This is a genomic window from Sorangium sp. So ce204 (genome assembly GCF_051526795.1).
GTDB classification, from domain to species: Bacteria; Myxococcota_A; Polyangia; order Polyangiales; family Polyangiaceae; genus Sorangium; species Sorangium cellulosum_B.
Genome location: NZ_CP150317.1, coordinates 2,203,913 through 2,218,441, shown reverse-complemented (window position 1 = coordinate 2,218,441; position 14,529 = coordinate 2,203,913). Strand labels below are relative to the sequence as shown.

The following is a 14,529-nucleotide window of genomic DNA, read 5'->3' as shown; positions in this document are numbered from 1 at the left end:
TGGCCGCCGCCATGGCGACTCACGCCGCCCGGAGCCCCGACTCCGGGCGCGCTCGACCGAAGGCGTCGCACCTGCCCCAGCGCCCGGGGATGTCGAGCAGCCGGATCTCCCCGAGCTCGGCGGGGACCGCCGGATCGACGAACAAACGATTGCCCATCGGCTCCAGCCCGAGCACGACGCGCAGAAAGAGCAAGGGAGCCGCCGTGGCCCAGGCCTGGGGGCTGCACGCGGTCGGATACTCGACAGGGAAGCTGGTGAGCTCTCGTGGATACCCGGCGAACGCCTCCGGCAAGCGGTAGTGGAAGAAGGGCGCCGCGGCCAGGTTGCCCGTCGCGACGCGCCCGGCCTCCACGCTGAAGCCGTAACGCCGGAGCCCGAGCGCGATCAGCGAGTTCTCGTGCGGCCAGACCGTGCCCACGTGATATCCGATGGGGTTGTACCCGCCCTCGTCGTCGGCCATGGTGCGCACCCCCCAGCCGCTGAACAGATGCGGTCCGAGGAGGTGCTCCACCACGCGCTCGGCCTTGGACGTGTCGACGATACCGCTCCAGAGCAAGTGGCCGATGTTCGACGTCAACGAGTCGACCCGGCGCTTCTGGCCGTCCAGCGCGAGCGCGAAGAACCCGCGATCGTCGAGCCAGAAGTCCTGATTGAATCGACGCTTCAGCTCGGCCGCGTCTCGCTCGAGGCGCGCCGAGAGCTCGGGGTCGCGCCAGAACTCGCGCGCGAGCCGGGCGCTGCGCACCTTCGCGTCGTAGACGTAGCCCTGGATCTCGCAGCACGCGAGAGGCCGCCGCGCGAGCGATCCGTCATGAAAGACGATGGAGTCCCACGAGTCTTTCCAGCACTGGTTCTCCAGGCCGGTCTCGGGGTTGCGCGTGTCGTACTCGACATACCCGTCCCCGTCGCGGTCGCCCCACTCATCGATCCATCGAAGCGCGGCGCGCGCTGTGTGCTCCATCGACAGGACGAGCTCCGCGTCGCCGGTCCAGCGCTCGTACTCGTCCAGCAGGATCAAGAAGAGCGGCGTCGAGTCGGCAGAGCCGAAGTAGGGGGAGTGCGGCCGCTCCTCGAAGGCGGTCAGCTCGCCCCAGCGCACCTCGTGGAGGATCTTTCCGGGCTCCTCGTCGCGGAAGTCGTCCCGGCGGCTGCCCTGGCGGCGCGCGAGGTAGCGGAGCGTGGAGCGCGAGAGCTCGGGGACGAACGGCAGCGCTTGCAGGCTCGTGATGATGCTGTCGCGGCCGAAGGCCGCCATGAACCACGGTAGACCGGCGGCCGGAATGGCGGCGTCCGGCATCAGCTTGGAGAAGAAGCGCAGCGCGGCCAGGTCGATGAGGCTCCGCTCGTACGTCCGGGCGAGCGTCTCGTTCGAGGTGAGGAGCCGCGGCGCGTGGTCGACCCAGCTCTCGAGGCTGATGCCGATGTTCGGGCGCGCGTGGCTCTCGCCGTGGGCGTACTTCACCCGGGTGTGCCGCTCCTCGAGGCCGTCGATCGCCGCCACGACGTCGAGGCAGGTGCTCCAGCGGCCGTGCGGCGGGATGCTCACCCGAAACGTCAGGCCGGTCGGATCGATCTGCGCGGGCTGCGAGGCGGAGATCCACGTCTCGCGCACGAAGCGCTCGCGTCGATAGCCGAGGACGAGCCGATTGTCCTCGATGCGGTGATAGCGCTCCCCTTTCTTCGGGAGCATGTCCTTGACCTCGAACAGGTCGGCGAAATCGGCGCCGGCCTGGATGCGGACCTCGAGCTCGACAGGGAGCTTGCCGTGGTTCATGAGCAGGAGGTCCTCGTGGAAGCCGTCGCCCGCGAACCGGCTCCGGACGATCGAGAGGGTCGATTCGACGTACATCGCGGCCGGCCTCGGGACGAGGAAGAACTGGGCCTGGAAGTACTGCACGTCGTCGGTGGACAGCGCGGCCGGGACGACGCCGTCGATCGTCAGGATCCATTCGGACAGAAAGCGCGTGTCGAGGTGAAACAGGCCGAGCGGCCGGCTGACGGAGTGCTCGATGTTGCCGCGCAGATCGCTGACGACGAACGTGCCGCCGTCCAGAATGCTCACTTGCCGTTCCATGGGCCCCCTCCGATGACGGTGGCTCAGCGCGTCGCTTCCGGAGCCTGTTGCTCTCCCGGGGAGAAGACGCTCTGAAACATCTGGGCGACGCCCAGGTCTCCTCGCACGCCGACGCGGCCCTGCATGATCGCCGTGATCAGGTTCTGTTCACCGCGAAAGATCCGCAGGAAATCGTCGAGCGAGCAGGAGAGCTGGCAGTCCTCGCTCGCCCCTTCGGGCGCGATCCCGAAGGACCCGTCGGCGATCTCCACGACGACGCGCTCGTCGTCGCTGAGCTGCACGGCGCACACCTTCCGTGTTCCTCGCAGGCGGGCGTCGTAGCGTCCTGCCGCGAGATCCTGGATGAGCTTTCTTGTTTGCGACATGGCCAAAGAGTGTGTCCGGTTTGCCGACCTGGCCTTCGCGCTCGCCGCGCTCGACGCGCTCGACGCGCTCGACGCGCTCGACGCGCTCGAGCAAGGGGTGTGCCCTTCTGCGCTGCGCGGAGGTTGCCTCTTCACGGTCGCGTTTCGAGCACGCGAGCGCCGCCCACCGCGATCAGGATCATCGACATACCGCCGGTCAGAAGGCTGATCCCGACGAGCAAGCCGAGCACCCGCACGGCCGTGGTGACGCCGCCCGTGATGATCAGCATCCCGAGCCCCACCGAAAGGATGCCGTCGAACACGAGCCATCCCGAGCCCCGCAGCCCGCGGTGCTGATAGGCGCGGATGAGCTTGAGCGCGCCCTCGGAGACGAAGTACGCCGCGGCGATCACCATCAGCGCGAGCTTGCCTGTCATCGGGGCGACAACAAGGAGGAGCCCGAACGCCACCTGCACGAGGGCGCTCACGAGCTCCCAGCGGGCGCCGGCCCAGCCGCGGCTCTGGATGGCGTGACAGCCCTCGGCCACGCCGGCGAGCACGATCAACCAGCCGAGGGCGATGGCGGTGATCCGGGACGCGACGAAGGGCATGACGAACGCGAGCACCCCGAGCGCCATCGTGGCCACGCCGATCGCGAGGAACCAACCGCGGTTCTCCCGCACGGTGTGAAAGTCGACCTGCGCAAAGCGAAGCGACCTCGTGGACTCGCCGAGCGGAGCAACCATGGGAGACCTCTCTGGTTCGTGGAGCACGCGTGTCCCGTCGGTCACCCGCCGCGCGAGGACGGGGTGGCCGGGACCGCGTCGGCTTCGAGCATCGTCCGTGCCAGCGCGCCGGCGAGAACATTGTGCCTGGCGCTCACGGAAGGCTTCGCGGCCGAGGGCGGACAGCAGCGCGCCGCCTGATCAGCGGGCGGCGGCCTTCGCGGCCCTGGTGCTCGGGCTGGTCGCCTGCCGGACCGCGCGCCGCTGGAGCTTCGAGCCCTGCTTCGCGCGATTGGCGCTCTTGCGCGTCGACTTGCGCGACGGGCGGTCCTGCGCCGAGTCTTCGAGCGCCGCGGTGGCCTTCCGTGTCCTCTGCATCGTGTTGCGCCGCGCCGTCGAGCCGCCGCCCGCCTTCCGGTCGGTCGCGCTCTGCCCCGGAGCGGCCGTGTCGACGGGAACGTCACGGCGCGACTTCTCGGGCCGCTCCAGCGCGCGCTCGAGGTTCTCCTTGCCGCGCCCCACGCGCCGCCCGATGAAGCTGCCCTCGGGTGATGGATGACCGCGCCGCGCCGGAGCCGCCGCGCTGCGCTTCGCCGCTCGCGCCGTGGGCTTCGGGCCGCGCGCCGGCGCGCGCGATGCGGCGCGCGGCGCGCGCTCGAGGGCGCTCTGCACGGCCCGCACGATCCCCGGGACGGCCCTGTCGATCGTCTCGCGCGGCTCTCGACCTCGCATCTGGTAGACGACGCTGGGGTGCCCGCTCAGGACGACCTTCACGTCGCACGCGACGTCGACGCCGCCGCGAGGCCCGTTCACGTCCGTGAAGCGCACCGTGAGCCGCTCGATGTCGGGCGCGAACCGCCCGAGCTTCGCCCCGAGGGTCTGGCGCACGTGCGCCCTCGTCGGCTCGTCGACGCCGACGCCGAAGGTCCGCACCGCCAACGGGGTCCGCTCCGTCGGTGTGCGCCCGGCGCGCGCCCGGACCGGTCGTGGCACGGTGGAAGGGAACTGCGGACGTCGCCCGGTGGATGGTCGCCCCATGCGCGCAACATCGAGACCGGCCCCCCGTCGTCAAGCGTCGCGGCCGCCGGCGAGATCGTGTTCCTGTTCCACCCGCCGCACCTCGGTCGCCTGCCAGTCGTCTTATCCTCCGGGCGCGTGGCACCTCGACATCAGAAAGTCTCCGCCCCGTCGAGCGATCCTCGTCGGGTGCGCGCGCTCCGCAATGCCGTCCGCCAGGGCGCGATCGCGGTCGTGGGATGGCTCGTCCTGGTACGGGCGGACGCCGCCCACGCCGCGAACGTGGGGGCCGCCGTCGAGCTCGATGAGCAGCGCTGCGTGACGCTCGACGCGGTGCGGGCGGCGGCCGCGCTGCGCGGAGGGCACGTGGACGCCGACTCCCCGGTACGGCTCCGGGTCCATGTGCGCGAAGCGGAGCCGCCGAGCGCGGTGACGCTCGTGATCACGGGAGAGGGCGCGCACGGCGCCATCGAAGCGCGCACGATCGTGGCAGACTCCTGCGCAGAAGCCGCCTCTGCGCTCGGGCTGGTCGTCACGATGGCCGGCGAGGACGAGCTGCCCCCGGTCGAAGCTCCCCGCGCCGAGCCACCCTCCCTGACGCCGCCGGCCAGACCGTCGCAAGACACAGCCCGCGAGCTCAGCCCAACCTCCACAGCGCCGCCGGCGAGATCGTCGCGAACCACGGCTCGCGAGACCCCACCCGCGACGAAGCTGTATACGGCGCTCGGCCTCGTCGCCACGCCGCTCCACGAAGGGCCGGCGGGAGCGCGGCTCTCGGGCGGGTTCGCATCGGGTCGGCTGTTCTTTCCATGGGCCGAGCTCGGCATGGGGGCCACGTTGCCGCGCACCGTCTTCGGAGGAGGAGCGGCGGTGAACCTCACCTGGCTCACCGCTCGTGCCTCGCTGGCGCCGCTCGGCGCATCCCTCGGCGATCACGTCTTCGTGAGCGCTTACATCATGCTCGATGTGGGCGCGTTGCTCGCCTCGGGGGAGGGAGCCCCGAAGGTCGAGAGCCGATGGCGCCCGTGGATCGAGGCTGGCGCCGGCGCACGGATGCGCGCGCTGCTCGGCGCATGGTCCTTCGTGGAATGGCAGGTCGGGGCCGCGCTGCCCCTCCTTCGGGACGAGTTCTACTACGTGCACGGCGGGACGGCCTATCAGGCTCCCGCCGTGCGGCTCGACGCCGCGCTTTCCGTCGGGGTGCTCTTTCCGTGATCAAAACGGGGACCTCGTGGATCGCCTGGGACGAGCCCCTCGTGATCACCACCACCGACGACGCCCCCGGTTCCACCGCCTTCCGCCTGGCTCGCCCTCTGGGCGGGCTCGTCGACGCGCAGGCGCGTTCCCCCGGCGAGTCCACCACCGACGTCGCTCGCGAGGCGCGCCTCGAAGAGCTCGCGTCGCACCTCGAGTTCCTGTGGAGATTCGCGTGCCGGATGGGCGTGGGCGAGGCGGCGGCCGAGGACATTGCGCAGGAAGCGTTCGTGGTGGCGGCGTCGCGCCTCGACGCGATCCTTCCCGGCAAAGAGCGCTCGTACCTCGTCTCGGTCGCGGTTCACATGGTCCGACGCGAGCGAACCCGGCGAGCACGTCACGAAGAGCTCACGGGAGAGCCCGCCGCGCCGGCGGGCGAGCAACCGGACAGCCGCCTCGACGAGGCGCGCGCGCGAAGGCTGCTGGATGCGTCGCTCGAGGCGCTGGACGACGGGCTTCGCGCTGTGTTCGTGCTCCATGAGATCGAAGAAGAGACGATGGCGGACATCGCCTATCTGCTGGACTTGCCGCCAGGGACCGTGGCGTCACGACTCCGCCGCGCCCGTGAAGCGTGGAAGCGAGCGACGGAGCAATTGAAGAGGGGTCTGCCGGTGAGCGGCGGGAGGCGGCGGTGAGCGGCTCGTACGACGACTTCGACCGCGCGCTTCTGCGCGCCGGGAGGGCGGCGAAGGCGCCTTCCTCGCTCCGCGCGAAGGCTCTCGCGGCTGCCGCGGCGGGGACCGCGACCGCTGTCGCAACGACGAAGCTCGGCGTCGGTGCGGCCAAGGCGAGCGGGGGGATCGCGGCGCAGGCCGCCCACGCGCTCGGCCTGAAGGCGGCGCTCGTCGCGTCCATCGGCGTCACGTCCGTCGCCCTCGTGCTCGGGGGCGCGTACGTGGCGGCGACCCATCACGCGGACGCCGTCGCGTCCGCAGCCCCCGTCCGCCCGCCTCGCGCGGCGGAGGTCGGCGGCGTGGCGCCGGCGGCCGCGTCACCCGCAGAGGAGGCCACGCAGGAGGAGCCCGCCCTGCCTGCGAAGGCGGAGCCCGCCGTCGCCCCTGCCGCGGAGCCCGCCCCGCGTGCAGCGGCGTCGCCCGCCCCGCGCGCAGCGGCGTCGCCCGCCCCGCGCGCAGCGGCGTCGCCCGCCCCGCGCGCAGCGGCGTCGATCACGAACGTGGCGCCCGCGCCCCAGGAGACCGGGCTCGCGCGCCAGGTCCCCTCACCCGTTCCTGCGGCGACGGCCGTCCCTGCCGTCGACCCCCTTCCACGAGAACTCCGCAGTGAGGAGGTCGCGCAGGCCCCTGCGGCGCCCACCTCCGCTCTACCCAGCTCCGTTCTATCGGACGAGCTCCGGCTCATCGATACCGCACGAGCGGCCCTCCAGCGTGGAGACGCGCCGCTCGCCCTTCGCCTCACCGCCGAGCACGCGGCGCGCTTTCCAGGGGGCAGCCTCGCGATCGAGCGCGATGTCCTCCGCGTCGATGCCCTCGTGGCCGGAGGGCACGTCACGGAGGCCGCGTCGCGCGCGTGCGCCTTCGTCGCGCGGAGCCCCCGCTCCGCTCAGGCGCCGCGCATGATCAAGGTGGGTCGCTGTTCAAATACGATTCCATGATCAAAAGCGCGGGGAGAGAGATCGCCGGGCAGTGGAGGATTCTCGATCATGCGACTTTCGCAGCTAGCACTCTCCTTGTTGTGGTCCCCGGTCGCTCTCTCAGCCACCACATTTGGGTGCGACATCGTTCGCGTGCCGATCGGTGATCTCGACCCCGACCAGCAGCCGCTCGACCCCGATGCCTCGGGCGCGGGCGGCGCGGGCGGCTCGTCGGGTTCCGGCGGCGCGGGCGGCTCGTCGGGCAGGTGCAGCGCGCCGGTGGCCTCCCGTCCCTTCAGCCTGGACGACTGGCCGGCGACGAGCGGCACCTCTCCGCTGGCGATCTCGGGCATCGCCTTTGATCCATCCGGCAACCTCGGCATGATAGGGTCCACGGCGTCGGACGTCGACATGGGCGGCGGCGTGCTCCGGCCCGGGGGAACCGACGACGCCCTCTTGGCAAAGTACGATGCCGCGGGCAACCACACCCTCAGCAAGCTCTTCGGCGATGATTCATACCCGCATGGCGGCGGGCACATCGTTTTCGACGCGGACTGCAACATGTTCCTCGTACGCAGCAGCTTGACCTCGTCGGGCTGGCTCGACGTCTTCCTGGACAAGCTCGACAGCGCCGGCAACCCCCTCTGGAGCGAGCGCCTCAACGCCGGGCATGAAGCAGATTGGTACATCAGCTCCATCGCGGTGGATCCGACGACGGGCGGCGTGGTGTTCATGGGAAGATATTACGGGGACTTCGATCTCGGGGGAGGTCTGCTACCGCGGGCAGAGGATTCCGACGACTCGTACCTGGCGAAGTTCGATGCGATGGGACATTTTGTCTGGAGCGAAGTCTCCCCCGGCAGCGTCGGCGGCAACTGGCGAGCAGGCGGCAGCATGGCCGTCGACGCTTCAGGCCAAATTGTGCTCGCGGCCGACGACTCGGACAGCCGCGATCCCGGAACGGGAACGGGCAAACTCGCGCGGTTCAACCTCGCGCGCTTGGACGCCTCGGGAAACGATCTCTGGTGGAAGAGCTGGGACGCTCCTCTCCATCATGGATCAGCCTCGGACTCCCAGGAGGGCCTTGCTGGCATCGCGGTGGACGGAGACGGAAGCGTGATCCTCGCCGGGAACGCGCGCTGCGACTTTGACTTCGGCGGCGGACCGCTGGTTGGCGCGAATTGTTCATCCGACAATGCCTTCGTGGCGAAATTCGACGTTCTTGGAGGCCACCTCTGGAGCCGACTCATCGAGGGCAGCGTCGCATCCAGAGCCGTGAGCCTCGGCGTCGACGCCCTCGGGAACACCTTCGTCGCGGGCAGCGTCACCGGTACCCTGGACGCCGACGGCACGGCGCTCGGCGCAGAGGACGGAGCTGAGCGGCAGTTCGTCGTGCGGCTCGACAGGGATGGACATATCTCGTGGTCCCACATCCTCAGCCCCGAGTTCAGCAGCGTGCAGAGCCTCGCCGTGGATCCTGAAGGAAACGTCGCCATTGTGGGGCAAGACGCCAGCGCCATGAATTCGACCAGCTGGGGCGGAAATATCGTGACGAAGCTCGACGTCGCAGCGCCGTGATTCTATTCGTCGGCCCTGGCGCCTGCGCTGTCCGTGGGCGCGAGCCGCACGCCTCGACCAGGGCAGGGCGCCAACCTTACGGCCTCTGCCTCGACGCCAGCGACGCGCCGAACCTGCTGCGACGCTATGCGCGCGTCAGCGCGACGACGAACTCCAGGAAGGCGCGGACCTTGGCCGACATGAGCTGTGCGGCATGATGGTACGCGTAGAGGGGATACGTCTCCTCGGCCCACTCCGGCAGCACGTGAACGAGCCGTCCGTCGGCAAGGAAATCGCGCGCGTGGACCTCGAGCACCTGCGCGATCCCATGTCCGGCGAGGCACGCCGCGAGGAGCGCGACCCCGTTCACCATCAGCTGTCCAGAGGCGTTCACGGGGATGACCTTCTTCCCGCGCACGAACTCCCAGGCAAAATGGCTCCCCGTGGCCGGATCTCGCATCAGAACGCACGGATGCTTCTCGATGTCGCTGGGGCGGCGTGGCACCCCGTGGCGCGCGAGGTACGCCGGTGATGCGCAGGTGACGACGCGCGTTCGCAGGAGCAGGCGAGACTTCAATGCCGACGGCTCCGGGTGACCGAACCGGACGGCGACGTCGAAGCCATCGCGGACCAGATCGCCCATGCGATCGCGCTCGGCGATCTCCACGGAGAGGTCGGGGTGGCGCGCGAGGAACGGTCCCAGGTGGGGTGTCAGCACGAACTGCCCGACGCTCCCATCGACGTTCACGCGCAGGAGGCCGCGAACCTTGGCCGAGGAGCCCCCCGCCTCGATCGTCGCGTCCTCGATGGCGGCCAGGTGCGGCGCCACCGACTCGTAGTAGCGGAGGCCCTCGTCGGTCAGCGAGATGGAGCGGGCGGTGCGGCGGAACAGGCGTACGCCGACGCGGTCCTCCAGGCGCGCGATTGCACGGCTGACCGCGGACTGCGTGAGGCCGAGCGCCTCCCCCGCGCGCACGAAGCTCCCGGCCTCCACGACTGCGCGGAGGACGCCGAGACCGTCCAGCGAACGCGTGTCGAAACCACGAGACCTACTTTTGGTCATGCTCAGGCTTCCGAGGATACACGTGCAGCAGGCTCGACGGAACTCCAATCTCTCCTGCGACCGGAGCCGCGGCAGCGCGGCGGACAGCTCTTCTACAAGGGGACGCACACCATGCGTGTCTTTGTCACGCGCGGCCGAGCATTTAGCCTGGCTCGCGCGCTTCTTTGCGCTCGACAACCCGGCCTCGAGCGCGCAGACGCGAGAGCGGCTGGGATGGAGTCCGAGGCAGCCTGGGCTCACCGCCGACCTCGAGCAGCGGCGTTATTTCGAAACCTGAAAAGAGAGGGCATCACATGACCACGACGAGCGAAGTAAGGTTGGGCACCAGCGGTCCTTCGGTGTTTCCCATCGCCCTCGGGTGCATGGGCATGGGGGCTGGGAGCTGGTACGGAGCAGCGGACGAGGCCGAGAGCATCGCGACCATCCACGAGGCGCTCGAGCGCGGCGTGAATGTCCTCGACACCGGCGACTTCTACGGCATGGGCAAGAACGAGCTCCTCGTCGGCAAGGCGCTGCGAGGCCGCCGCGACAAGGCGCTCCTCAGCGTCAAATTCGGAGCGCTCCGCGGGCCGGACGGCGAGATGCTCGGGCACGACGCGCGTCCGGCCGCGACGAAGAATGCCCTGGCGCACAGCTTGTCGCGCCTCGGGGTCGACCACATCGACATCTACAGGCCGGCGCGCCTCGATCCCAAGGTTCCGATCGAGGAGACGGTGGGCGCCATCGCCGACATGGTGAAGGCGGGCTACGTCCGCTACATCGGCCTGTCCGAGGTCGGCGTGGAGACGATCCGGCGCGCGGCGGAGGTGCATCCGATCTGCGACCTGCAAATCGAATACGCGCTGGTGAGCCGCGGCGTGGAAGTCGGCATCATCCCGGCCCTGCGCGAGCTCGGGATCGCGATGACAGCGTATGGCGTCCTGTCCCGCGGGCTGCTCACGGGCGCAAAGCCCTCGGGCGAGGGCGACTACCGCGCGCACATGCCCCGCTTCTCCGGGGGCAACGCCGAGAGGAACCAGCCCCTCGTCGAGGCGCTCGCGCGCCTCGCGTCGGAAAAGGGCGTGTCCCCGGCGCAGCTCGCCATCGCGTGGGTCCGCGCGAAGGGCGCGGCTCAGGGCGTAACGATCGTCCCGACCCTCGGCTCTCGCACGCGCAAACAGCTCATGGAGACGCTGTCGAGCCTCGATGTCTCGCTCGACGTGTCGGAGGTCGCCGCGCTCGAGGCCGCGGTGCCCGCGAGCGAAGTCGCGGGCGCGCGCTACCCGGAAGCCCACATGGCGATGCTCGACAGTGAGGCCGCGGTCAATCGGCGGGCGGGATGAAGAGGCCCGGGCAGGGCTCGTCGCCGAAGACCCTGGAGCCGAGCCGGTACATCGTGATCTTCGGGTTCGGCGCCCAGTTCCAGCTGCCCCCGGCGTGGGAGTAATCGTTCGACTGGTTGAACGCCTGCCAGCTCGACGCGTGGAACGCGATGTTGAACCGGTCGGTGGTGGACGAGGGATCGACCGAGAGGAACGGGAGGCGCACGTCGAGGTAATGCGTCGCGCCCGCGCAGCCGCCCCCGGGCACCTCATGGAAGCTCATCTCGAGCTCGCTCGAGCAACCCCAGCAGGTCGCCTCGAGCGAGCCGGGCGGCTCCTGGCTGAAGTAGTACCGCACGGTCGAGCCCGCGAGGTACACGCTCTCGCTCCCCGTGTTGCGCACCTGGATCCCGGGTGTCACCCAGCTCGGCTGCGGCCCGTGGGAGTCGTACAGCACCTCCAGCTGGCAGTCCGCCGGGCACGACGTTGTGCTCTCGCCGCTGCTGCAGACGCCGTCGCCGCAGGAGCAGTCGCTCGCGCACGACGCCGGGCTCTCGAGCGGGCCGCAGGCGCCGTCACCGCAGGAGCACAGGTCCGAGACCGTGCGCTCGCACATGGCCTGGATGGCCCGGAAGGCATAGGTCACGTCCTCGCCGCGGCACGCGTCGTCGGCGCAGGTGAACGGACGCACGCAGTCGCCGTCCTGCACGAAGTCGCGCTCGCCGCGCACCAGGACGCCCACGAGCTCCTTCGTGTTCAGGTCGAACACCCCGGACCCGGAGTTGCCCACGAACGTGTCCAGGTTGCCGACGAAGAAGTCGAGGCTCGGCGCGTTGCTCCGGATCGCGGCCCCGTCGGCCAGCTTGAGCGGCAACCCGCGGGGGAAGCCGTGCACGACGAGCGGCGTGCCGATGGCCAGGGGATCGCTCGACACACGCACCGCGGCGGGCGTCCGCCCCACGACCGGCCGATCGAGCCGCACGACCGTGTAGTCCGCTCCCCGCCGGTCCTGGTAATAGCTGACGAAATCCACGCAGCTGTAGACGTCATCGCTGGTGATCTGGCCGAGCTGGCCGGACGGCGTCATCGCATAATCGAAGACGAAGCGGCTGTTATTGCAGTTGTTGATGCAGTGCGCGGCCGTGAGCACCAGGTCGTCGTCGATCAGCGTCCCGCTGCAGTCGGCGAGCGCCGGCTGGGACGCGAAGCGCTCGTCGGCGCACACGCCGTCGCGCCCCGCCCACGTGGGCCCGGCGATCTGGATGTCGTTCGGGTCCGAGTCGTCGACGGCCGACGCGGGGACGAGCGCCACGGTGAAGTCGAGCGCCTGCGCGGCCCAGGCGGGATCCGCGTACGTGAAGGGCTCCTCGCGGTCATCCTGGCCATAGATGACCTCGGCGCGGGCCTCGCCGGCGGCCTCCTCCCCGGCGGGCGCGGGCGCCGCGCACCCCGCGGCGGCCCCCACGGACAACAAGCCAGCAGCAATGATGAAGTGGTTCGCTCTCATGACAAGCTCCCAGGTGTTCGAGGCAGAGCGAGGATCACCGGGCGGGCCCGATGACGACGTCTCGATGCCTGGCCGGCGTCGAGCAAGGATCTGACGCCCGACAAGCAAGGACCGCTGAGTGGCACGCTCGGCCCGTTCTCAGCGAGGGGGATCTACTTCCTCGTGAGGCGCGCACCAATTCATATGCGCCATGGACCTCATGCACGCGCTGCATCGAGCCGGCGCGGCCCGCGGCGCGAGCGTCCGCGAGGGCGCGCCCCTGACGACGGATTGACCATTGTCCAATGGATTGGCGCCGCCTCCAGCAGGCGGACATCCCGAGCTTACCCTCGTCGCATCGGGAGAACGTCCTCCTGGGGAGCACCATCATGAAGGTAGCCATCTTGACCGGCAGCGTGAGGAGCGGGAGACAGTCGCACAAGATCGCCCATCACCTGGAGCGGGAGCTCCGGGAGCGGGGCGCCGAGGCCGATCTCATCGATCTGGCGGAGACGCCGTTGCCGATCCTGGAGGACCGGTCGGGTCGCACCCCGCAGCTCCAGGCGACGGTCCAGGGGCTGAGCGCGCGCCTCCGCCGCGCGGACGCGCTCGTGTTCGTGACGCCGGAATACCACGGGAGCTTCTCGGGCGTGCTGAAGAACGCCCTCGACTATTTCTGGGAGGAGTTCGACAAGAAGCCGATCGGCGTGGTCACGGTCTCCGCGGGGAAGCTCGGGGGCATCAACGCCTCGACGCAGCTCCAGCACGTGATCCTGAGCCTGGGAGCGTTCCCGCTGCCCCTCAAGCTGCTCGTCCCGGAGGTCCAGAGCGTCTTCGACGAGTCGCTCCAGCTCAGGAGCGAGCAGGTCGCGAAGGCGGCCGACAGGTTCCTCGACGAATACCTGTGGTTCGCTCAGGCCATCGTCCAGGCGAAGCAGGCCGGCGAGATCTCCCGGCCCCTGGTCGCCTGAGGCCCCGCGCCGGAGATCGTCCTCGCCGGCAGCGAGGGTCGACGAGCTCGTCCTCCTACATCGACCTTCACGTCCACGCCGACGGCAGGAGCGCGAACGCGCGTGCGGGCACGCGGGCGAGGAGCAGGGCGTCTTGCGGTGTCGCGCGATGTTCGATATCGTCGGTCGTCAGCGGAACGAGCGCCTCAACCACCATCGGATATGGTTCAATACGTTTCTCCTCATCCCGGGCTCGAGGGCCCCGGGGCCACCTTCGCGTCGATCGCCACGGCGCTCGGGGCGCACGGGGACATCGGGAAGAAGGTGCTCTCGACGCTGGGCGTGTCCGAGCTGGTCGCGGGCGAGTGGTACCCTCTCCAGATGCTCCTCGACCTGCTGAAGGGCGTGGCCCAGGCGACCGGGGACCACACGCTGCTCGCCATCGGGAAGGCGATCGTGGATCACGCCGTGTGGCCGGCCATGCCGCCGACCATGGTGGAGGCCCTCCAGCTCATCAACGTGGCCTACCACATGAATCACCGGCTCGACGGAGAGGTGATGTTCGATCCGGCGACCGGCGTCATGCGGGAGGGGATCGGCCACTACCGCTGTCATCCGGAGAAGCACCAGATCATCATGGTCTGCGATACGCCGTATCCCTCGGAGCTCGATCGTGGGGTCCTGCTCGGCACGGCGCGGCGATGGGCGTCGCGCGGGGTCAGGCCGCGCGTCGACGTCGTGCTCGACGAGTCCCGCCCGTCGCGGAAGCGCGGCGCCGACTCCTGTACCTACCGCGTCACCTGGTGAACCTGGGACGTCGATCATCGGCGGGCAGCGCACCTCAGCGCTTCGCTGATCATCGAGGCCCGGACGTGCAGCAGAGCCTCCGCCTCGTCGCGCCGCCTCGTTGGCCGGGCGCGGTCGACCTCGAGACCTCTGGCGGGCAGGAAGCCCAAGCGCATTCGTGGATGTCAAGCGATTTTAGCCTCTCCAGCCTCCAGTCATTCCGTCCCGCCACACATTTGTGAACGCACACACACGCGGCCTTGGCCGCGCCGCCTCGGCGCCAGCCGAGCGGATCAGCGAAGCCCGTGATCCTGCGCTCACCGCTCTGAACGCGGCGCTCCGAACGAGCCCTCGTCCGACGCGGCGCTCCGAAGGAGGCCC

13 protein-coding genes are annotated in these 14,529 nt (G+C 69.9%); 7 read left to right on the top strand and 6 right to left on the bottom strand.

Annotation, left to right across the window (positions count from 1 at the left end):
* Nucleotides 1-19: 19 nt before the first annotated feature.
* The 4 genes from WMF22_RS08365 to WMF22_RS08350 form a co-directional block, all read right to left on the bottom strand.
* The gene (locus WMF22_RS08365; protein ID WP_438035409.1) at nt 20-2,074 is read right to left on the bottom strand and encodes an amylo-alpha-1,6-glucosidase; all 2,055 of its coding nucleotides are present in this window, start codon (nt 2,072-2,074) and stop codon (nt 20-22) included.
* A 23-nt stretch (nt 2,075-2,097) separates the two neighbouring features.
* Complete coding sequence (locus WMF22_RS08360; RefSeq protein ID WP_437298579.1) at nt 2,098-2,439, bottom strand: SCP2 sterol-binding domain-containing protein; 342 nt, start codon at nt 2,437-2,439, stop codon at nt 2,098-2,100.
* Between the two features lie 131 nt (nt 2,440-2,570).
* Nucleotides 2,571-3,164, bottom strand: coding sequence for an HdeD family acid-resistance protein (locus tag WMF22_RS08355; RefSeq protein ID WP_437298578.1), 594 nt, complete (start codon nt 3,162-3,164; stop codon nt 2,571-2,573).
* A gap of 180 nt (nt 3,165-3,344) precedes the next feature.
* Nucleotides 3,345-4,082 (bottom strand): hypothetical protein, encoded by a 738-nt coding sequence (locus WMF22_RS08350; RefSeq protein WP_438035408.1) that lies wholly within the window; start codon nt 4,080-4,082, stop codon nt 3,345-3,347.
* Between the two features lie 267 nt (nt 4,083-4,349).
* Between WMF22_RS08350 and WMF22_RS08345 the strand changes: the two genes are divergently transcribed.
* Genes WMF22_RS08345 through WMF22_RS08330 form a run of 4 tightly spaced genes read left to right on the top strand, consistent with a single transcriptional unit; the run spans nt 4,350 to nt 8,583 of the window.
* Complete coding sequence (locus WMF22_RS08345; RefSeq protein ID WP_438035407.1) at nt 4,350-5,375, top strand: hypothetical protein; 1,026 nt, start codon at nt 4,350-4,352, stop codon at nt 5,373-5,375.
* Nucleotides 5,372-6,049: an RNA polymerase sigma factor gene (locus WMF22_RS08340; protein WP_438035406.1), complete on the top strand. Its 678-nt coding sequence runs from the start codon at nt 5,372-5,374 to the stop codon at nt 6,047-6,049. The genes WMF22_RS08345 and WMF22_RS08340 overlap by 4 nt, the downstream gene beginning before the upstream one ends.
* Nucleotides 6,046-7,026 (top strand): hypothetical protein, encoded by a 981-nt coding sequence (locus WMF22_RS08335; RefSeq protein ID WP_438035405.1) that lies wholly within the window; start codon nt 6,046-6,048, stop codon nt 7,024-7,026. Before WMF22_RS08340 ends, WMF22_RS08335 begins: the two co-directional genes overlap by 4 nt.
* Nucleotides 7,027-7,074: 48 nt before the next feature.
* The gene (locus WMF22_RS08330; RefSeq protein ID WP_438035404.1) at nt 7,075-8,583 is read left to right on the top strand and encodes a hypothetical protein; all 1,509 of its coding nucleotides are present in this window, start codon (nt 7,075-7,077) and stop codon (nt 8,581-8,583) included.
* A 124-nt stretch (nt 8,584-8,707) separates the two neighbouring features.
* Here the strand turns inward: WMF22_RS08330 and WMF22_RS08325 are convergent, their stop codons facing one another.
* Nucleotides 8,708-9,625 (bottom strand): LysR family transcriptional regulator, encoded by a 918-nt coding sequence (locus tag WMF22_RS08325; RefSeq protein WP_438035403.1) that lies wholly within the window; start codon nt 9,623-9,625, stop codon nt 8,708-8,710.
* Between the two features lie 293 nt (nt 9,626-9,918).
* Here WMF22_RS08325 and WMF22_RS08320 point away from each other — a divergent pair, with 293 nt between their 5' ends.
* On the top strand, nt 9,919-10,947 hold the full coding sequence (locus tag WMF22_RS08320) for an aldo/keto reductase (protein ID WP_438035402.1): 1,029 nt from the start codon (nt 9,919-9,921) through the stop codon (nt 10,945-10,947).
* On the opposite strand, the gene WMF22_RS08315 is transcribed toward WMF22_RS08320, so the two are convergent.
* Nucleotides 10,928-12,433, bottom strand: a complete 1,506-nt coding sequence (locus tag WMF22_RS08315; protein ID WP_438035401.1) for a trypsin-like peptidase domain-containing protein — start codon at nt 12,431-12,433, stop codon at nt 10,928-10,930. The genes WMF22_RS08320 and WMF22_RS08315 overlap by 20 nt on opposite strands.
* 368 nt (nt 12,434-12,801) lie before the next feature.
* Between WMF22_RS08315 and WMF22_RS08310 the strand changes: the two genes are divergently transcribed.
* Both WMF22_RS08310 and WMF22_RS08305 read left to right on the top strand, forming a co-directional pair.
* Entirely contained in the window at nt 12,802-13,383 is a 582-nt protein-coding gene (locus WMF22_RS08310) for an NADPH-dependent FMN reductase (RefSeq protein WP_437298575.1), read from the top strand.
* Nucleotides 13,384-13,584: 201 nt separating this feature from the next.
* Entirely contained in the window at nt 13,585-14,169 is a 585-nt protein-coding gene (locus WMF22_RS08305) for a hypothetical protein (protein ID WP_438035400.1), read from the top strand.
* Nucleotides 14,170-14,529: the final 360 nt, after the last annotated feature.

Excerpts from the sequence above, each read along its gene's own strand:
- WMF22_RS08365 (WP_438035409.1), bottom strand. The coding sequence starts at position 2,074 with ATGGAACGGCAAGTGAGCATTCTGGACGGCGGCACGTTCGTCGTCAGC.
- WMF22_RS08360 (WP_437298579.1), bottom strand. The coding sequence starts at position 2,439 with ATGTCGCAAACAAGAAAGCTCATCCAGGATCTCGCGGCAGGACGCTAC.
- WMF22_RS08355 (WP_437298578.1), bottom strand. The coding sequence starts at position 3,164 with ATGGTTGCTCCGCTCGGCGAGTCCACGAGGTCGCTTCGCTTTGCGCAG.
- WMF22_RS08330 (WP_438035404.1), top strand. The coding sequence starts at position 7,075 with ATGCGACTTTCGCAGCTAGCACTCTCCTTGTTGTGGTCCCCGGTCGCT.
- WMF22_RS08325 (WP_438035403.1), bottom strand. The coding sequence starts at position 9,625 with ATGACCAAAAGTAGGTCTCGTGGTTTCGACACGCGTTCGCTGGACGGT.
- WMF22_RS08320 (WP_438035402.1), top strand. The coding sequence starts at position 9,919 with ATGACCACGACGAGCGAAGTAAGGTTGGGCACCAGCGGTCCTTCGGTG.
- WMF22_RS08315 (WP_438035401.1), bottom strand. The coding sequence starts at position 12,433 with ATGAGAGCGAACCACTTCATCATTGCTGCTGGCTTGTTGTCCGTGGGG.
- WMF22_RS08310 (WP_437298575.1), top strand. The coding sequence starts at position 12,802 with ATGAAGGTAGCCATCTTGACCGGCAGCGTGAGGAGCGGGAGACAGTCG.
- WMF22_RS08305 (WP_438035400.1), top strand. The coding sequence starts at position 13,585 with ATGGTTCAATACGTTTCTCCTCATCCCGGGCTCGAGGGCCCCGGGGCC.